Origin of the sequence: Mesorhizobium sp. ES1-6 (genome assembly GCF_020164775.1) — a bacterium.
Classification (GTDB): Bacteria; Pseudomonadota; Alphaproteobacteria; order Rhizobiales; family Rhizobiaceae; genus Mesorhizobium.
Genome location: NZ_JAIUGU010000016.1, coordinates 34,369 through 52,467 on the forward strand (window position 1 = coordinate 34,369; position 18,099 = coordinate 52,467).

16 protein-coding genes are annotated in these 18,099 nt (G+C 60.8%); 11 read left to right on the forward strand and 5 right to left on the reverse strand.

Annotated elements, in window-relative coordinates; translation table 11 throughout:
- The first annotated feature begins 1 nt into the window (after position 1).
- Together LB564_RS28305 and LB564_RS28310 are read left to right on the forward strand one after the other, a co-directional pair.
- Entirely contained in the window at positions 2–1,852 is a 1,851-nt protein-coding gene (locus LB564_RS28305; RefSeq protein WP_224542456.1) for an ABC transporter permease subunit, read from the forward strand.
- Positions 1,849–2,547, forward strand: a complete 699-nt coding sequence (locus tag LB564_RS28310; RefSeq protein ID WP_224542457.1) for an ABC transporter ATP-binding protein — start codon at positions 1,849–1,851, stop codon at positions 2,545–2,547. The genes LB564_RS28305 and LB564_RS28310 overlap by 4 nt, the downstream gene beginning before the upstream one ends.
- Positions 2,548–2,962: 415 nt before the next feature.
- Here LB564_RS28310 and LB564_RS28315 read toward each other — a convergent pair whose 3' ends face one another.
- The 3 genes from LB564_RS28315 to LB564_RS28325 all read right to left on the reverse strand — a co-directional run bounded on the left by LB564_RS28315 (position 2,963) and on the right by LB564_RS28325 (position 6,999).
- Positions 2,963–4,162 carry a cation:proton antiporter gene (locus tag LB564_RS28315; RefSeq protein WP_224542458.1) on the reverse strand — a complete coding sequence of 400 codons (1,200 nt, stop codon included), beginning with the start codon at positions 4,160–4,162 and terminating at the stop codon, positions 2,963–2,965.
- Between the two features lie 369 nt (positions 4,163–4,531).
- The gene (locus LB564_RS28320; RefSeq protein WP_224542459.1) at positions 4,532–6,628 is read right to left on the reverse strand and encodes a pyrroloquinoline quinone-dependent dehydrogenase; all 2,097 of its coding nucleotides are present in this window, start codon (positions 6,626–6,628) and stop codon (positions 4,532–4,534) included.
- Positions 6,625–6,999 carry a hypothetical protein gene (locus LB564_RS28325; protein ID WP_224542460.1) on the reverse strand — a complete coding sequence of 125 codons (375 nt, stop codon included), beginning with the start codon at positions 6,997–6,999 and terminating at the stop codon, positions 6,625–6,627. The genes LB564_RS28320 and LB564_RS28325 overlap by 4 nt, the downstream gene beginning before the upstream one ends.
- Before the next feature lie 474 nt (positions 7,000–7,473).
- Between LB564_RS28325 and LB564_RS28330 the strand changes: the two genes are divergently transcribed.
- Positions 7,474–8,013 (forward strand): hypothetical protein, encoded by a 540-nt coding sequence (locus LB564_RS28330; RefSeq protein ID WP_224542461.1) that lies wholly within the window; start codon positions 7,474–7,476, stop codon positions 8,011–8,013.
- 436 nt (positions 8,014–8,449) lie between these two features.
- Here the strand turns inward: LB564_RS28330 and LB564_RS28335 are convergent, their stop codons facing one another.
- Positions 8,450–9,106 carry a GntR family transcriptional regulator gene (locus LB564_RS28335; protein WP_140707610.1) on the reverse strand — a complete coding sequence of 219 codons (657 nt, stop codon included), beginning with the start codon at positions 9,104–9,106 and terminating at the stop codon, positions 8,450–8,452.
- Between the two features lie 271 nt (positions 9,107–9,377).
- On the opposite strand from LB564_RS28335, the gene LB564_RS28340 reads away from it, so the two are divergent.
- From LB564_RS28340 to LB564_RS28375, 8 genes are all read left to right on the forward strand, one after another.
- Positions 9,378–10,385 (forward strand): sialic acid TRAP transporter substrate-binding protein SiaP, encoded by a 1,008-nt coding sequence (locus LB564_RS28340; protein ID WP_224542498.1) that lies wholly within the window; start codon positions 9,378–9,380, stop codon positions 10,383–10,385.
- Between the two features lie 13 nt (positions 10,386–10,398).
- Entirely contained in the window at positions 10,399–10,896 is a 498-nt protein-coding gene (locus tag LB564_RS28345) for a TRAP transporter small permease (RefSeq protein WP_140707608.1), read from the forward strand.
- Complete coding sequence (locus LB564_RS28350; protein ID WP_224542462.1) at positions 10,893–12,188, forward strand: TRAP transporter large permease; 1,296 nt, start codon at positions 10,893–10,895, stop codon at positions 12,186–12,188. Before LB564_RS28345 ends, LB564_RS28350 begins: the two co-directional genes overlap by 4 nt.
- Positions 12,185–13,072, forward strand: a complete 888-nt coding sequence (locus LB564_RS28355) for a shikimate dehydrogenase family protein (RefSeq protein WP_224542463.1) — start codon at positions 12,185–12,187, stop codon at positions 13,070–13,072. Before LB564_RS28350 ends, LB564_RS28355 begins: the two co-directional genes overlap by 4 nt.
- Before the next feature lie 29 nt (positions 13,073–13,101).
- Positions 13,102–14,001: a dihydrodipicolinate synthase family protein gene (locus tag LB564_RS28360; protein WP_224542464.1), complete on the forward strand. Its 900-nt coding sequence runs from the start codon at positions 13,102–13,104 to the stop codon at positions 13,999–14,001.
- Between the two features lie 540 nt (positions 14,002–14,541).
- The gene (locus tag LB564_RS28365; protein WP_224542465.1) at positions 14,542–14,883 is read left to right on the forward strand and encodes a hypothetical protein; all 342 of its coding nucleotides are present in this window, start codon (positions 14,542–14,544) and stop codon (positions 14,881–14,883) included.
- A 263-nt stretch (positions 14,884–15,146) separates the two neighbouring features.
- Positions 15,147–15,704 carry an SH3 domain-containing protein gene (locus LB564_RS28370; protein ID WP_224542466.1) on the forward strand — a complete coding sequence of 186 codons (558 nt, stop codon included), beginning with the start codon at positions 15,147–15,149 and terminating at the stop codon, positions 15,702–15,704.
- Between the two features lie 246 nt (positions 15,705–15,950).
- A complete protein-coding gene (locus LB564_RS28375; RefSeq protein WP_140707596.1) occupies positions 15,951–16,310 on the forward strand; it encodes a hypothetical protein in 360 nt (119 codons plus the stop codon).
- Between the two features lie 654 nt (positions 16,311–16,964).
- Here LB564_RS28375 and LB564_RS28380 read toward each other — a convergent pair.
- Positions 16,965–17,867: a GNAT family N-acetyltransferase gene (locus tag LB564_RS28380; RefSeq protein WP_224542467.1), complete on the reverse strand. Its 903-nt coding sequence runs from the start codon at positions 17,865–17,867 to the stop codon at positions 16,965–16,967.
- Positions 17,868–18,099: the final 232 nt, after the last annotated feature.

Consider the following 18,099-nt stretch of genomic DNA (forward strand, 5'->3'; position numbering starts at 1 on the left):
TATGAACAGCAAGAATCCGTTTCTGGTCGAGGTGCTGACGGCGATGGCGCTGGTCGTTGCTCCCTTCGTCCTGCCGCATCTCGGCTTTGCGCCGGCGACCATCAACCGCATTCTGATCTGGGGCTTGTTCGGATTGGGGTTCGACATTCTCTTCGGTTACACCGGGCTCCTTTCTTTCGGCCAGTCCGCTTTTTTCGGCACAGGGGGCATGTTCGCGGCCTACCTGATGACCGAGATGGACTTTCCCCACGTGCTGGCGTCCGTCTGCATCGGTGCCATCGTGGCGGGCGTCGTCGGTTACCTGGTCGGACTGGTCGCGCTGAAGCGAACAGGCATCTATTTCGCGATGATCACGGTGGCGATTTCGGAGGTGTTCTTCTTCGTGGAATTCAATCCGCTGTCGGCCTACACCGGCGGCGAAAATGGCCTGCCCGGCGTGCCGACCCCGAGTTTCAACCTTGGCTTCACCACACTCGAATTCAATACCGATTGGACGATGTATATCTTTCTGGCCATCTGGTATTTCGTTGGCCTGATGATCGCGTTGCGCATCGTGCGCTCGCCCGTCGGGGCGATCCTCTCGGCGATCCGCGACAACCCGCTACGCGCCGCGGCGCTGGGCCACGACATCCACAGCTACAAACATGCCGCTTTCGTAATCGCCGCGGTCTATGCCGGCTTCGCCGGCGGTTTGCTCGGCGTCATGCAAGGCTTCATGCCGCCCGAAGCCTTCATGTTCGACACCTCCGGCCAGCTCGTCATGCAGACCGCAATAGGCGGCGCTGGAACCCTGTTCGGCCCGTTGGTCGGTGCCACGGTGTGGCTCTTTCTGAGCGACTATTTCCAGAACACGCTACATCTTGGCGCGATCTGGAAGCTGGTGCTTGGCATCGTGTTCGTGCTGCTCGTCTGCTTTCTCAGGCGAGGCATCGTTGGCGCTATCATCGACGTCTATGAATTGGGCACAGGGGGGAAAAAAGCCGTGCGGCCGGCTCAGGTGTCAGGCGCAGTCCCCGCGGGCAACCACTCTACCTCCACCTCCCCCGCGGAGCTGATGCCGACAATACACCGCCCCACAGACTCCGCGGCCGGACCGGTCCTTCGGGCCATTGGTTTGAGTAAGCGCTACGGCGGGTTGTTGGCCAACAGCGACATCAATTTCAGCGTTGAGCAAGGTGAGGTGCGGGGCATCATCGGGCCAAATGGAGCCGGCAAGAGTACTTTCTTCAAGATGCTCACCAGAGAGGTGTCGCCGACATCTGGCAGGATCCTGTTCCAGGGCCGTGACATCACCGCTTTGGGCGTAGCGGATGTGTGCCAGCTCGGGCTGGCGAAGAGCTACCAGATCAACCAGCTCTTTGATCGGCTGACGGTTAGGGATAACCTTAGGATCGCCGCCTTGGGCGAGCTTCGCGGCAGATTCAGGCTCGACCTGTTCCGTAACATCGACAAAATCCCAGGTCTCCAAGTGCAGGTCGACCGTACGCTGGCGCTGGTCAGCCTCACGCAGCGGGCCGAGACCCCAGTGTCCGAACTTGCCTATGGCGAGAAACGCCGGCTCGAGATTGGCTTGGCGCTGGCAACCTCGCCCAGCCTGCTGCTGCTGGACGAGCCACTTGCCGGGATGAGCCCACGAGAGCGCATTGAGACGGTTGCGCTGCTGAAGTCGATCGGGCGCGGCCGCACGATGATCATCATCGACCACGACATGGATTCGCTGTTCGAACTGGTCGAAAGGGTGACCGTGCTGCAGGAGGGCCGCGTCCTCGTGGAAGGGACGCCAGAGGAGATCAAGGCCAATGCAAAGGTGCAGGAAGCGTATCTCGGCGGGATCCACGAGGAGGTAGCATGAGCCTGCTCGAGGTCGCCGGGCTGAACAGCTACTACGGCGACAGCCACATTCTATTCGACGTGTCGTTGCGTGTTGAAAAGCACGAGGTGATCGCGCTTCTTGGCAGGAACGGCGCCGGCAAGTCGACGACGCTCAAGAGCCTGATGGGTGTTGTGAGCCCGCGTACGGGCAGTATAAAGCTCGATGGTGAGGAACTGGCCGGCAGGAAGGCACACAGCATAGCTCGACGCGGAATGCAGCTGGTCCACGAGGATCGCCGGATCTTCGGCAGCTTGACCGTTGAAGACAACATCATCCTGGCTGGATTGACCGCCGACAACAGATGGCCGCTCGAGCGCATCTACGAGATGTTCCCACGGCTGAAAGAGCGCCGCGGCAGCCGGGGTACCGATCTTTCGGGCGGCGAACAGCAGATGCTGGCGATCGCCCGCGCTCTTGTTCGCGACCCGAAAATCGTCCTGCTCGACGAGCCATTCGAGGGCCTTGCACCTGTCATCGTACAGAATCTCGTTCGCACCTGCCGCGAGCTGGCCGAGGCCGGCCACACCCTCGTTCTGGTCGAACAGAACCTGGCTGCAACGCTGTCGTTGGCAAAGCGCGTCTACATCATCAACAACGGTCATATCGTCCACGAAGGCCCTGCCGCGGAGATCAAGGCGCAGCCCGACCTCTTGCAACGCTACATTGGTGTTTAGCTGCCGCGATCTGGTCTTCCTGGTCGTCCGCGACCGCAGGCGCGACTGGAATTAGGTCCCGCAACCGGGACCACGCAGCGCCATTGCGCCCGGCAGACCCTCACAAGCAGCCTCTGCGAGCAGCTGCGCAGTAGGGAGAGATCGTCAGGCCCACACGACATCCGTCGCGCTCGGCGTGACGGATCAGCTTGGGACCGGTCGCTGCGCTGGTTGAACGCGTCACCCTTGATTGTTGTGCTTCACGCTCAACAGGGCGCTGCGCTCGCTTCGCAAAACGGTGCATGGCGGACTGGTGGACAAGCATGCGCCCGCACGCCCGGTGCAGCCCGGACGCAACCGAGCGGCAACTCTTTTCAGCCCTGGTGACAGCACAGCGCCTTCAACAGCCGAGAACCCCACACCGCCGTCGACTTGTTCACCGGCTGCCCGCGCTTTCGGCGGTCAGACCCATTCGTCTGATGAGCCACGGCATGGTCAAGCCTTGGACAAAGATGGAAAAGGCAACGACTGCGAATGCGACAACGATTATTTGACTGCGCTCGGCGACGTTTTCAGGAAGTGCGAGCGCCAGGGCCAGAGCGAGGGCGCCGCGCAGACCGCCCCAGACCAAAATGTGCTGGTAGCTGGCATCCACCTTCAGGGGCGTCGCAGCAAGGAGGGCACAGAAAGGATAAATGGCCAAGGTCCGACCAACCAGCACGAGGATGACGGCGACCGCCGAGGTGCCTGCGAATATCCCAAACGGCTGATGGGCTTCATGGCCGCCGATCAGGATGAACACGATCGAATTTGCCAGGAAGGCCGCGTACTCCCAGAACGCCAGAACGTGACTTCTGGCATTGGCGGAAATAGCGCCTTTCCAGCCGACGTTCCCGACAATCAAGCCTGCGGTGAGAGTAGCCAGCACGCCCGACATGCCAAGGTCCTCCGCAAGCAGAAACGAACCGTAGGCCGCGATGGTCGTCAGGGTTATTTCAACAAGATGGTCTTCGGTCCGGCCGGCGATCAGAAGGAGCAGAGCTGCCACTGCCGCACCGGAGGCAATCCCACCCGCGACAGTCCACACCAGCGATCCAGCAACGTTCAGGGGCGTCGACTCGGTGCCTGCCGCGATTGCGGCCAAGATGCCGAAGCCAACTGCGGCTGCGCCGTCGTTGAGCAGACTTTCCGATTCGACAAGCAGAGCCAGGCGGGGTTGAACCTTCATTTCCTTGAAGGCTGCGATGACCGACACCGGATCCGTCGCCGCTATCAGCACGCCGAACAGCCCCGATCCGATCCAAGTCCATCCGAGCAGCAAATGCATGCCAGCCGCAACCACTGCGGCGGCAATTGCGACCCCGGGAAAAGCGAGCAGAATCGTGACCGGCAGGTTGAGGCGAAAATGACGCCATTCAATCGCAAGTGCCGCCTGGAATATCAGCGGCGGCAAAAAGACCGTGAAGATCAAATCCCGACTGAGGGGAAGTTCGACGACGCCGGGCATGAAGCCAAGGGCTATACCTGCCGCAACTAGCCCGACGCTGTAAGGAAGTTGCAGCCGTCTGGAGATCATCGCCACCAAAGAAGCGGTGAGCAGGATCATCCCCAGGGTGAGGATTGGAAGATCGTTCATGGCGGCCTCAGGTAAGGTCTAATCAGGACAACTAGGGCTATGAGGCCCCAGTGGAACCGCCGGTGCGAAGAAGTTCGCGTAGTTTGAAGGGAGATGTGACCAGAGCAGATCCGGAGGCGACCGACAGAGTGGCCACGGCTCGTGCGATGACCGGTGCAGCGCGATCGACCCTTTGCCAGGTGCCCCCTTGGACTTCGCCCTTGCCTCGCATGCACGAGGACGCCTTTGCGCTTTGGCAATTCCCAACTCTCATTCGAAGTATGCCTTCGCAGCTTCCTGGATGTGGCCGATGGTGCATCCGGAGCAAGACAGTCACAGCGGCAGCGACCGGACCTGCGACCAGAGCTTTACCGGTGGTGGCGTTGGACATCACGGCCCGGGAAGGGCATAAGCGGCAACCTGATCGCCGACCTGGTCCTTCAGAATGGTGTTCCCGCCGGCCACGAACACCACGTACTCGCGGCCGCGGTACTCGTACACCGCAGGATTGGCCACCGCGGGCGCCTGGACGATGTCGGACCACAGTTCCTGTCCGTTCGCGAGAGAATAGGCGCGCACCTTCGCGTCCATCGAACCCCCGATGAATATCAAGCCACCCGCCGTCACGGCGGGGCCACCAATCGTCACCGAGCCGAGGGATTCAGGCATATAGAAGCCCCACTTCTGCGATGCTCCCATCGGCCGCCGCCATTTGACGTCGCCGGTGGTCATGTCGATGGCGGCGATTTCTCCGAAGGGGGGTGCCCAGCACGGCATGCCAAGCCAGTTGAGAGCGTTGTGCAGCGACATGCCGTACGGTGCGCCCTCTTGCGGATAGTAGCCCTGCTCATTGCCGGAATCGCCGGCGAGCCGTTGGTATTCATCGCGCGGATAGAGCTTGATGGATTGGACGACATGCGAGAAGTTGACCACCACCGTTTGGGTGCTTGGATCGAAACCGACCCCGCCCCATTGCACTCCGCCCGCCGAATCCGGGTAGGCCAGCACGCCCTCGCCCTTGTGTGTCGGCGGGCTGTACATGCCACGATAGGAGAGGTTGTCCCATAAGCGGGAGCACTCGCCCAGACCGACGACATCAGCTATTCGCCAGATGGGTGGCTTTTTGGACTGGTCCAGCAGCGGTGCGGGTTTGGTCGGGAACGGCTGAGTGGGAGCGTAGACTTCCCCTTGGACGCTGCCGTCGCCGCCCGGTACAGGGCGTTCATCGATCGGCCAGACGTCTTTTCCGGTGCGCCGGTCGACGACGAACAGAAAGCCCATCTTCGTCGCCTGCATGAGGGCAGGAATTTGTTTGCCCGCCACGGTGATGTCCATAAGCGTAGGCGCCGAGTTGATGTCGTAATCCCAGATGTCGTGATGGACCCACTGTCGTGACCAGACGACCTTGCCGGTTTCAAGATCTAGTGCGGTGGTGGACGTCGCAAGCGGTATCGGGTCGGCACGATTGCCGCCCCAGTAATTCGGCGACGGGCTGGAGACCGGCAGGTACACGAGTCCGAGCCCTTCGTCCACGGACATTGCCGTCCAGACATTTGCGGTCCCGGTCCGTTTTGCGATCTGCGCCGGCAGCGCCGAAAACGACCACTGTCGCACGCCCGTCTGAGGATCCAACGAGAACACAGTCCCAGGAGGAGCCTCGGCATAGGCCCAATCCTTGCCAGCCCAGCCGATGATGACGTGGTTGCCCGCCACGGTGGGCGGCTGCAACAGCGAAAGCGGGTACTTGGCGTTGACGTCGTTCCACTGGTTCACATCCAACACGCCACCCGAGCCAAATTTCTTGCAGAGCTGTCCGGTATTGGCATCGAGCGTAAAGAGATGCGCATCCATGGTGCCCAGATAGATGATCTTCTGACAGCCCTCGCCCGCCACGGGATTCTTGCTCTGCCAGTAAGCAACGCCACGGTTCTTCAAGGCTGGCTGTGTCAAGGCCTTGAGAGTGGATTTGGACTCGAATTTCCATTTGATCGCCCCTGTTCCCGGATCGAGCGCCAGCACCCCGTAGAAGGGGGTCCCGATATAAAGGGTGTCATTGGCGAAAATGGGGGTTGCGGACCAGACCGACGGTGGCAATGCGCCCGATCCGTCTGACATATCGCCAGTGTGCAACTCCCATACTTTGCGGAGCGAACCGACGTTGTCCGCGGTAATCTGTGTGAGCGGCGAGTACTTCTGGCCATTGAGCTGGCCGTGAAAGCTGTTCCAGGTCGGCTGCGGCGGGATCAGCGGGATTGGCTTGGGTGCAGGGAGCGGGGCTGTTGTCGCCTCCTCCGGCGAGCCTGCTCCCCCGGCCGAAGGGCTGGTGCCTCCGCTCGTGTCGTTCGGGCGTCTACCGGCATCCGGTATGCCGCCCGGTTGTGACGCGGGTGAATTGTTGTCATTCTGGGCAGAGACGGAATGTGTGCCCAGCCCCAGCAACAGGGAGACGGCAAATGCCAGGCTCAAGCGGAAGATGGCAGTTCTCATCGGGACGGGTCCTGAATGTTGGTCTGACGGAAACCCAGGGTGATCAACAGCCCGGCCAGCACGACGGCAACTGCCGCCACGAGCCACCAAGCATGGAGAAAGATGGCGGCAGCGAACGTGCCGAGTGCTCCTAGAAGGCCCAAGATCCAGGCCAGAGTGAAGACGACACCACTTCCTTTGAAGCGCAACACGAGGCCATCCAGCGCAAGCGCCAGGCTGGCAACGAGCACAAGCATCGCTCCTGGGGTTCCCGTTACCCCAGTGAGCGGGGTGGCGAAGTAGTAGAACGCGATTGCGCACGCCAGGGCCGCCGCCGCGATGACGATGAGCGGGCCGCGATGATTGATGTTCGGCAGTTGCTGGGTTTTCATGAACGTTCCTGCGACGTTTCTTAAGCGATCGCTCTCGGGGGCGTCTTGCGGCACGAAGCATGTCGCTAACCCGAGCTCAGCCGGTATGTTCCAGCCGCGGCTTCACCATCGCGTGAGCGGCGGAAGCTCGACGCGAGCGGCGGAACGCGCAGCGCGTGCTAGGGAAACGCAGCTTTGCTGGCCATCGTGCCGTCTGGATTGCCTGTGGCGCCCTCAGCTTCCCGGGGCGTCATCCAGCGTCTCAATTGAGGCTCGAAGCCCCAGCTCCAACAGCACAGCGGATTCGTGAAATACGAGATCTCGAGAACCGGCGTGTCGTTGGGCCGAGGGTCGGGCGAGGCTTAGTTCTCGCTCTCACCCACGTCGTCAGATTCCCGTGGTTTGCGCTTTCACCGCCCTTCGCGCACCCTCAGCTACACAAGCGCAGAACTTTTGAGGGCACCCGGTGACCATGTTTCCCAGCGCGATAGGCGCGTGCTGTTCACCGGCGTCTCCGCATCTCCAGCAGGCTCCTGTCCGCTATGGTGTTTCCCGCTCGTCGCGCCGCATTTTGCGGCTGACACCTGTCCGGCCTCGCTGGAATTGCAAGGCGCTGAGCCCGAACATCGCCCCGAGCGCGGCCCACAGAAGGGTGCTGAATGTAAACGGACTGGCGAGCCATTCCAGCATGGGCACGGCATCGCCCGGCCAAGCATAGGCGAGATAGCCGAGTGCAGTCGACAGGGCGACCCCAGCAGCGACAGCGAATATCGTTTCGAATATCGATCTCGTCACAACGCATCAGGGAACGCTAAAAAAAGAGGCCGATCAAGAGCGATAACGCGATCGTGCAATCTGATCCCTCAAATGCTCCAAGCCTCGAAATGTGAATTGCTGCCGCGGCGCCATTCCTATTATCTGACGCCTGTGAACATCTCGAAACTGATAATCTGGATAATGCTGGCGATGTTGCTGGCCATCGGCATTTACCTGTTCGTGCAGGCGGACGCATCCGACTGGTCGCAGCGACTTTGACCTTCGCCGGGAAATCGTCGACGTCCTCGTGAGCTGCGGGAGAAGAACGAGTTTCTAAGGAGCCTTAGCCTGAGGAGAGCATCCGCCAGGATTGCACTTTGGTGCGTTTGGTGCGCCGCATTTTTCGAAGATTTCAGGCGTGCTCGATCGTCCTGTGCCGCCACTCGCTATCCCGTTGAAGAGTTCCGAGGGTAGGCACCACTCGGGGTGGCTCTGACCCGTGTTCACAGACCATATTGCGGAGCATTATTGTTCGGTGCTGGAAATTTGCTCGTCGGCGATGCCGTGCGAACAGGCGCGAGGCAATCTGTATCGGGCCTACACATAGGTCGCACCGGAAGTATGGCGCGTACATGAGACCGCGATTATAGATGCGCCGATCTCTGCGGACGACCAACGGGATGAGCCGCGGTGTGGCTGCCGCAAAGCATTGCGCTCAGGCGGTCAAACCATGCTTGACGCCCGCCTCGACATGCCGGCGCAGCACCATCTGCGCCGTCGCCACGTCGCGGGCCAACGCTGCCTCCAGCAACTGTCTGTGTTCGTCGGCCGCGATTTGCCCACGAAAGGTCAGCGATATCATCTGATACCGCAAATATTTGTCAAAAACCGCGGCATGCGTTTCCATGAGCGCACGAGACCCGCAGGCGGAAATCAGCGATTGGTGGAACTCCCAGTCGTAGCGTTTCCAGTCCTTGGTTACCGACCGGTCTCCACCGATCATCCTGATTTCCATCTGATGCAGTTTGTGGTGGGCCGAAACCACCTTACCCTCCCATTCCACATCCCCGGCGCCGAAGGACAATTCCATTGCGTGGCATTCAAGCAGTTGCCGCAGCGCCGCGATTTCCTTCAGATCCTCTGGCGAGACCGGCGCGACTTCGAAGCCCCGCTGTCCTTCTGCCACCACGAGCCCATCGGAGGCCAAACGGTTGAGTATTTCCCGCAGGGTTGAGACGCTGGCTCCGTAGAGGCCCTTCAGCCTTTCGAGCTTGAGCTTCTCGCCGGGAACCAGGCGGCCAAAAATTATGTCGGCCCGTATCTGCCGATAGGCGGTATCCGATATCGTCGCGTCGGAAGCGTTCATAAGCATTTGGCAGGAATATCATGAATTTCTCGAAATGCCATACGTCTGTCATGCTGTCGCGACCCTCCTGAGAACCTTGAAGCTGCTCACGCTGGGCGAGTGCTGTCAGGCCACTGGCGGTGCGGGAGACTGCTCCCCTGCGGGGCGCCAGAGATCGTCATACAAAATGGCGAATATCTGGCGTCCTCCGCTACGTGGGTTGAACGAGGAAGGCTGTCGTGCGATGCTCGATTGCTGGGCACAACGTCGCCCGACATGCAGTTCAGGGAGGAAAAGCATGACCACTGCCACTTTCGATCGCCGCAGATTTCTCCGCACAACCGCTTTCGCCGTTGCTGGCGCCATGTGTGGCTCACAGGTCGGCGACGCCCTGGCGGAAGACAAGATCACACTGAGGCTATCGTCACCGGCAACACCGGGCGATCAGCGCGCGGTGGCGCTGACCAGCGTGTTCGCCCCAGCGGTGCGCGCCTTCGCCACGTTTGAGCCGCACTGGAACGCCGAACTGTTCAAGCAAGGCACCGAACTGGAAGCAATTGCCCGTGGCAATCTGGAAATGTCGATCACCTCGGCGCAGGAACTCGCCTCGCTCTATCCCGAATGGGGGATCTTCACCGCCGGCTATCTGCATCGTGACGCCGAGCACCAAAAAAAGGTTTTCGCGGCTGACTTCATGGATCCGATGAAGAAAAAGGTGGAGGATGAACTCGGTGTCAAGCTGTTGACGGTGATGTATCTCGGCCGCCGCCAATTGAACCTTCGCATCGAAAAGGAAATCAAGACGCCGGACGATTTGGCCGGCGTTAAGCTCAGAATGCCCGGAACCGATGCCTGGCAGTTTCTTGGCAAGGCGCTGGGCGCCAATCCGGTGCCAGTGGCGTTTACCGAAATCTACACAGCCTTGCAGACCGGCGCGATCGATGGGCAGGACAATCCCCTGCCATCCGACAAGGATTCCAAATTCTACGAGGTCACCAAGCAGATTTGCTTGACCAGCCACCTCGTGGACCTGAACTACCTCGCCTTTTCCAAGAAGGTCTGGGATGGGCTGGCACCGGATCGGCAGGCGGCGGTGCAGAAGGCGGCGGACGACGCAGCCGAGTCCGGACGGCAGAAGCAGCTGAAGCTGGAATCCGAACTCGAGCAGTTCTTCAAGGACAAGGGTTTGAAAGTCTACACGCCCGACGTCGACGCGTTCCGCAAACATGTGCAGAAGGCCTATCTGGACTCCGACTTCGCTAAGGACTGGCCGCAAGGCATGGTCGACAAGATCAACGCCCTCTGAGCCGGAAAGACCGATGTCCGCAACCATCCGCTGGTTGCAGGCGCGGGCCGATAACGTGGCGGTGGCGCTTCTCGCCGCCATGTTCATCGCCTTCATCCTGCAGATATTCACGCGCTACGTGATCAACGACCCGCTCGGATGGACACTGGAAGTGTGTCTGACGACCTGGCTGTGGTTGGTGTTCTGGAGTTCGGCATTCGTGCTCACCGAGCGCGACCACGTTACGTTCGACCTGTTCTACCTGATTGCCAGCCGCCGAACCCAGCGCGTTTTCGCGCTGATTTCGGCGGCGGCGATCATCGCTGGATTCCTAGCGGCGCTGCCGGCAACATATGACTACATCGCCTTCTATAAGATCAAGAAAAGTGCCACGCTGCGCATCCGGCTCGACGTCGTGTTCAGCGTCTATGGGCTATTCGCCGTCGCGGTGATCGTGCGCTACGCGCTGCGCGTATGGCAACTTGCTCGCGGCGGCGCGCCCGAGCCGCATGAGGAGGCGACGCCGCTGTGACCGCCGCCTTCTCTCTTTGCCTGCTGGCGCTGTTCGTTCTAGCTGGAATTGGCACGCCAGTCGCCTATTCCATGATCGTCGCGGCGATCGTCTACCTTGCTGTCAAGGGTCAGGATCTGGGGCTTGCCGCCGAGCAGATCATCCAGGGGCTCTATGACGGCTTCATTATCCTGGCCGTGCCGCTGTTCATCGTCGCCGCCAACATCATGAACGCTGGCACGATCAGCGAGCGGCTGCTGCGGTTTTGCATGGCGATCGTGGGCCGGATGCGAGGCGGGCTCGGGCACGTCAATGTCGTCGCCAACGTGATCTTTTCAGGCATGTCGGGCTCGGCCGTGGCCGACGCCGCCGGGCTGGGCAAGATCATCATCGAAATGATGACCAGGGACGGTCGTTATCCGCGCGGCTACGCCGCCGCTATCACCGCCGCCGCGTCAACCATTGGGCCGATCATCCCGCCGTCGATTCCGATGGTGATGTACGCGCTGGTTTCGGATGCCTCTATCGGTTTCCTGTTCCTCGGCGGCATCCTGCCTGGCCTGCTGATGGGCGCGGTGCTGATGGGCGTCAACGCGTGGGTCGCCCGCAAGCGCGATTTCGCGGTCGAGGAAGCCGTGCCTCTGCGAGCCTTGCCGAAGGTGACTCTCAATGCATTTCCGGCGCTGCTTATGCCGGTCATCCTGCTCTACGGCATCTATGGCGGCGCGACCACGCCGACCGAAGCGGCCGCCGTCGCGGCCGCCTATGCGCTGGTACTGGCCGCTGTCTTTTATCGTGCGCTGAGCTGGCGGAAGCTTTATGCCATCCTTTCTGAAAGCGCACGCTCGTCCGCCGCCGTTGGCCTGGTCATCGGCGGCGCCCTGATCTTCAATTACATCGTCGCCAGCGAAAACATTCCAGCCCACATGGCAGCCTCGCTGCAGGGACTGCACATATCCCCGCTCGCTTTCCTGTTCATGGTCAACGTGCTGCTGCTGCTGCTTGGCTGTCTGCTCGACGCATCGACGATCATCCTGGTGATCGTACCGCTGTTCATTCCGACCTGCCGGCTGCTTGGGATCGACCTCGTGCATTTCGGCGTCGTGGTGGTGGTCAACACCATGATCGGGCTGATTACACCACCTTATGGGGTCGTGCTGTTCGTCATCAATGCGACGACGCGCATTCCGCTGCGCGAAATCATCAGCGAGATCTGGCTGTTCATCGGCGTGCTGGTCGTTGCGCTGCTGCTGATGATGCTGTTTCCGGAAATCGTCCTGTGGCTGCCAAGGCAGTTCGGATACCAGGGATGAGCACGGCTCCGCACGATCGCCGAAGTGCCGGCCTGACCGACGCGGTCAGGCTTGGGTTGATCGGCGACAACATAAAGCGCTCGCGTTCGCCGGACCTGCATCGTCTCGCCGGCCGCCTCAGCGGCCTGGACGTCAGCTACGACCTCTTCATCCCGCGCGAGATGGGTAAGGACTTCGACGCCGTGTTCGACGCCTGCCGCGACGACGGCCTTCGCGGCGTGAACGTCACCTATCCGTACAAGGAGATCGTGGCCTCCAGGCTGCTCATACACGACGACCTGACCAGACGTATAGGTTCGGTCAACACAGTGGTGTTCGGACCGCGGGGCTCAAGCGGCTACAACACCGACCATACCGGTTTCATAGCCGCCTACCGCGAGGCTTTTGGCGACATGGCGCCGGGCAGCGTCGGCCTGATCGGAGCAGGCGGTGTCGGCAAGGCCGTGGCCTTCGGGCTGCTGGCGCTCGGCGCCGAGGCCCTGACCGTCGTCGACAGCGATGCCGAGAAGGCTCACTCGCTTGCCGCCGCGATCGCGACCGCCTCGAAAGGCGCCGTCGCGACGTCCTCACGCGTTGACGTCGATGCGGCGATAGGCGGCGCGGAAGGCATTGTCAATTGCACGCCGCTCGGCATGCACGGACATCCGGGCTCTCCGGTGCGGCCGCAATTGCTGGGAAAGCAGCGCTGGGCGTTCGATGCCGTCTACACACCCGTCGACACGATCTTCAAGCAACAAGCCGAAGCGGCGGGCGTCAAGGTACTCAGCGGTTTCGAGCTGTTCTTCCACCAAGGCATCGAAGCCTTCCGTATCTTCACCGGGCGGGCGCCGGCCGATCTCTCATCCTTACGCCGAATGCTCCTCGAAATCCCGCCAACCAATTAAGGATAAAACCTGTGTCCGATGACCATCCCATGCGCAAGAAGATCGGCCTCAGCGCGGCGCTGACAACACCGTTTGAGCAAAGTGGCGCAATCGACTGGCCCCGCTTCGTCGCACACGCTGGACACTTGCTGGCACAAGGTATGCGGGTGGTGACCGCCTTCGGCACGACCGGCGAAGGCGTGTCGATTTCGGCCACGGTCCGTGCGACCCTCTACGAGAGAACGGCCGCGGCCGGCATCCACGCCGACAGGCTGATCGAATGTGTCTACGGGCCGTCGTCACAGGACGCAGGCGACCACGTCCGGCGATCACTTGAGGCTGGTTGCGGCGGCATCCTGCTGACGCCCCCCTTCTATTTCAAGCAGCCAACGGAGGAAGGCAGCTATCGCTGGATCAGCGAGGTGCTGGAGCGCTCCGGCGCGGCCGCCCGCGACGTCATCCTCTACAACATCCCGGCCCTTACCGGCGTCCGGATCGGCCCGAAACTGGTCGCGCGCCTGCGCGTCGCCTTTCCGCAGGCCATCGCCGGGGTCAAGGACTCCAGCGGCGACTGGGAGCAGACGGCGGCGCTGCTTGCCGAGCATCGCGACCTCGCTGTACTCGTCGGCCATGAAGGCCATCTGGCGAGAGCGGTCAGGCAGGGCGCCAGCGGCGCGATCAGCGGGGTGGCCAATTTCGCACCGGCCCTGCTGGCGAAACTCGTGCGCGGTGAGGACGATCCCTTGATCGACGACCTGCTTGGCAAGCTCCTTAAGCTGCCCGTCGTGCCAGCGGTGAAGGCGGTTCTGGCCCAACGAACCGGGGACGCCGTATGGCTGCGCGTTCGCGCTCCTCTGGAGGCGCTCGGTCAAGCAAGCGACTTGGATGCCTGCCGGGAAATTGCGGCGATGGTGGCCAACGGTGACGGCACGGCCGTGGGCGAGATGTGAGCTCCTCCGCCCCTGTCGGACAGAGTGTGTCGAAGAGGGTACTGGTGACGGCGAAACCCGGAGAGCCAAACTTGGGGGCAAGCACATCGACAGTTCAGCGGCCGGTTGACGCCAAGGTGGTAGACCGGCCCTTGCTGCGCATAGCTACCGCTGTGCCGATTGCGGTTCTCGCCCTGACCCACGAGTCCGCGACATCGGGCTCCCTTCGAAGTTTCCGTCTGTAGCGCAACGCCACAGGAAGAGATCAGGAGGCTGATAAAATGAGCAGCCAGCATCTTGCCTTCAGAAACTTGCGACCGGCGTGGAATAGATTCCGCCCATACTAAGTATATTGTGCATCAGACAAATCGGAAGCTCTGCCGGTGAGATGCCCCGCCCCTCCACCTGCTGGACAGCCAGCAGTAAGCTTTTGACGACCTGGGCGGGTTGGCTTGGATCCCAGTCCACAGAGAACAAACAAGACGGAGAACCAGAAATGTCGCAACAATTCGAAGATATCGGCCTTCCAAGACGCTCTGGTTCTGGTCAGCGGTAGGCGCGATGGTCCTCACCATCATCGTCGGATTCACTGCCGGCGGCTGGACCCTGGCAGGAACTGCGGCGGAAATGGCCAAGACCTCAGCCATAAAAGCCAGGGCAGAACTGGCCGCCAATCTCTGTGTCCAAAAGTTTATCACGGCGTCCGACGCGAGCCAAAATCTGGCCAAGCTGAAGGAAACGTCTTCCTATCAGAGGGACGGTTTCATTACCGACGGTGGCTGGGTCAAATTCTCTGGAATAAAAAAGGATGCACCGGGCGCCGCTGATCTGTGCGCGGAAAAACTGGTCGCCTTGGACGCGATTCCGACGAGCACCGTGTCTGAGGATCAGACGAAGGGATGATGCCATACGTCGTCTGCTGGCGAGAACCTCAACGGGCGCATGTCGCAATCCGTAAACCTGATCTGAATTCAACGGTGGCTTGAACTGCGGTGGCCGATCTGGACACTACCTGGAAAGACGGATCCTGCATCTTCTCACGGCATTGAAATCCAGCTCGCCTCGAACCTCAGTTGGCCTCTACAGAGCATAGGACGGCGTCCGGCAATCAACGCTCTCGTTTGTTGCTATGCGAGATTGCCGTTCCACATTCCGTGGCAGATTGCATGAAGTCGACGGTGAATCTCGGCCCGAACGTCCTCAGCAAGGCCGGGCATCACTGGTCTATCTCTCTCGCTCGGTTCATTCTGATAGCTGCATCGCTCGCAGGATCCGCGACGGCGACTGGTCTCCGCTCCAAGGCTAATCTTCTCGTTCTGCCTCGCTTTGCCACGCTTAGAGCGTCATCAGCCAACCTTCGTGTCGGGCCTGGCATGGGGTATCAAGTTGAATGGATCCTTCTGCGCCCGGGGATGCCGCTGGAAATCTACCAACAGTATGACAATTGGCGACGGGTCAGAGACTGGGACGAAACCAGCGGATGGATTCATGAATCGCTCCTGTCAGCCCGCAGGGCGGCCGTTGTCGAGCCCTGGGCCAAGGACAACGTTGCGCTGCGCGACAAACCGTCCAATGGCAGTTCGGTTGTTGCCTGGCTGCAGCCTGGCGTGCGGGTAAAACTGACCCGATGCGACGGACGATGGTGTGCTGTTGCACTGGGTCCCAAATCCGGCTTCATCAGGCAGATCAGTATGTGGGGTGTCTATCCCGGCGAGGTGCTTTGAAGCGACCCGCACGGGTCGAGTGGCTTGCGGACGATCACAGGCAAGCATTCCAGAGGACGGATTGTTGAGCGCCCCCTATCTTATGAACAACGTGCTGCCTGTTGCGGGCCGGAGCCTTCCACTCACCAGTTTGTGAATCGTTAGGACGGCAAGCTGACGGCAGTCACGAACCCTGGAAGAGCCGGAAGCCGAATTTGCTAGGCGAAAAGCCTCGGGGACACTATGGCGCTGCAAGCTGGAGGAACAATGGGCATCAAATCAGTTGGAGCGATGATCGCATGTTTGCTGGTTTCTTCCACTTGGGTGCAGGCTGCCCCAAGACTCCTCTCGGGGCACGGCGCTTGGGGCGTCTATTCTTATCGTGCCGACACGACAAGGTGCTATGTCTTGAGTGTCCCCGTTTCCAAACTGCCGGCCCGTGTCGATCATGGCGAAAATTTTGTAACGGTCTCGCGCACACCGGTCGAGGAACAGCCCGAGGCAATCATGGGGTATCGGCTCAAGCCAGGGTCGGATATCAATGTCGTGATCGCAGACCAGCGCTTCTCAATGTTCACGCAAGATAACAGGCCTGGCTTCAGAACGCCGCTAAAGATCGGTCAATGATCAGTGCGATGCGGGCCGGAAGCAACATGAAGCTGTTCGCCACGTCCTGGAAGGGGCACCCAAACCCAGTACGTATATTCCCCGATGGGATTGAGCGCCGCATTCAACAGACGAACTCGGTTGCAGCGCTGTATTGGCGGTAGCGCTCTACCGACTCGAACCCCCATAGATGCTTGGATCAAGGTTGCACCACAGCGGATCCAGACACCCCGACCTCCTTCAGAAGCGCGCGCATCTCGACGGCAGCCGCAAGACAGAAAGTTCGAAAAGCTTCAAGGAACCCCAGTCGATGGCCAATTGTAGAACCGTCTGACGTACGGCTCTCCGTTGGCTAGGGGTTCGTTCGGCTTTTGCAGTTCCTGATTCGTGCGGCCATATATCCGACCTGTAGGTGCGGCCATTCATGTGTCGCTGCCACAATGCCATTCGCGCGGCTCAGGCCCAATCGTAAGCTCGCACTCGAGGTGCACGGCCCCAGTCGGTTTTCCTGATCCGGCGGTATCAACCGGCTTGGTGCATTAGTTCCTGCCCGCCCTTTCCAAACTCGTCAGTGATCGCTCGCCTTTGGCTCGGTTTATGCGATGAGCGGCTCCCTGTAGCACTTGCCGTTCGCTGGACACGAGTCCCTAAGTGCACGGTTCGGGGGAGACTGAATTACCCAAGAGTTTGACTGGCGAGGGCATAGGTCACCGGTGCAACTGCGCCGTCGATGCCAAAATCGGAGAGGTGTTTGCCCAGCGACATGGTGAGCACCGTGTCGAAAACTGGCATTCCGCTGTGCGACAGAAAGGCAGCGAACTCGCCATTGTCCATGTGGGTGTCGATACGCAGGAAAGACCCCGCACGGTCGGCCACGTGCGGCCGGACGATCGCCACGGCGTCGGCGTCGCTTTCCGCCACGACCGGCCCCACGACATGGCCCCGTCCGAACGGCCGGCAGAGCGCGAATGCGTTCAGCTTATCGCCCTTGAAAAGACCATAGCCGGCCGAGTGTGCCAAAAGCTTCTCGATGAGCGCCGCCCGCCTCACGCCAAACCCTGCCGCGTCGAGCGCGATCACGGCGGGAATATCATTTTCGACTAAACTCCGGACTTCGCCGCGGGTATTTTCCTGCCCAACTGTCGTCTGCGCACGGACGATTCCCTGGCATTGATAAACGGTCTTCTCCGGCTGGAAGTCGAGCGAGAGATAGAGCCGCCTTGCCGCGCGCGTTGCGTTGAGGCGCAAGTCGCGGCCGACGACCTTGTCGAAGACCCGCTTCATCAACCATTGCCCCGCCCCCAGCGTCTGGAGTCGCGGTGAGGTGATGACCATGCCCACGGTGGCGAAATCGGTACCATGCGCGAACCACATGGCCGAGCCGAGAACCCGGCCGATCTCATCGAGCGCCACCAACCCCTGCCCCGATTCACGCACGAATTGCCAATCCTCGGCGCGATGCGGCCATCCCACGGAGAGCGAGAGCGCGTGCAAACGGTCCAGTTCGACGTCTTCGATGTTGCCAATCCGCATCGAGAAGGTATCGATTTTCAAGCTTCCGGACGGCTTCAATTCCATGCCCCTGCAAGATTTCCGCAACCAGAGCGCCACGCACCGATGGCCACCCTCTGCCGCCAACGCTAAACGAGCAGACCGATACGATTTGCTCGAAAGCCGCGCAGCAACGCAAGATTCAACTGAAACATTTCAGCTTTCGGCACGCAATCGCGAAAGAACGCACGCATCCTCTTTGGAAATCTGGCAGCATATGGCCGACGGCACCGATCCCGGCCAATCCGAAACGTTTGAG

Bases quoted from the DNA above. Each gene is read 5' to 3' on its own strand.
- LB564_RS28375 (WP_140707596.1), top strand. From the start codon at position 15,951: ATGGGCATCAAATCAGTTGGAGCGATGATCGCATGTTTGCTGGTTTCT.
- LB564_RS28310 (WP_224542457.1), top strand. From the start codon at position 1,849: ATGAGCCTGCTCGAGGTCGCCGGGCTGAACAGCTACTACGGCGACAGC.
- LB564_RS28335 (WP_140707610.1), bottom strand. From the start codon at position 9,106: ATGCTTATGAACGCTTCCGACGCGACGATATCGGATACCGCCTATCGG.
- LB564_RS28380 (WP_224542467.1), bottom strand. From the start codon at position 17,867: ATGGAATTGAAGCCGTCCGGAAGCTTGAAAATCGATACCTTCTCGATG.
- LB564_RS28340 (WP_224542498.1), top strand. From the start codon at position 9,378: ATGACCACTGCCACTTTCGATCGCCGCAGATTTCTCCGCACAACCGCT.
- LB564_RS28355 (WP_224542463.1), top strand. From the start codon at position 12,185: ATGAGCACGGCTCCGCACGATCGCCGAAGTGCCGGCCTGACCGACGCG.
- LB564_RS28325 (WP_224542460.1), bottom strand. From the start codon at position 6,999: ATGAAAACCCAGCAACTGCCGAACATCAATCATCGCGGCCCGCTCATC.
- LB564_RS28365 (WP_224542465.1), top strand. From the start codon at position 14,542: ATGGTCCTCACCATCATCGTCGGATTCACTGCCGGCGGCTGGACCCTG.
- LB564_RS28345 (WP_140707608.1), top strand. From the start codon at position 10,399: ATGTCCGCAACCATCCGCTGGTTGCAGGCGCGGGCCGATAACGTGGCG.
- LB564_RS28370 (WP_224542466.1), top strand. From the start codon at position 15,147: ATGAAGTCGACGGTGAATCTCGGCCCGAACGTCCTCAGCAAGGCCGGG.
- LB564_RS28315 (WP_224542458.1), bottom strand. From the start codon at position 4,162: ATGAACGATCTTCCAATCCTCACCCTGGGGATGATCCTGCTCACCGCT.
- LB564_RS28305 (WP_224542456.1), top strand. From the start codon at position 2: ATGAACAGCAAGAATCCGTTTCTGGTCGAGGTGCTGACGGCGATGGCG.
- LB564_RS28320 (WP_224542459.1), bottom strand. From the start codon at position 6,628: ATGAGAACTGCCATCTTCCGCTTGAGCCTGGCATTTGCCGTCTCCCTG.
- LB564_RS28360 (WP_224542464.1), top strand. From the start codon at position 13,102: ATGCGCAAGAAGATCGGCCTCAGCGCGGCGCTGACAACACCGTTTGAG.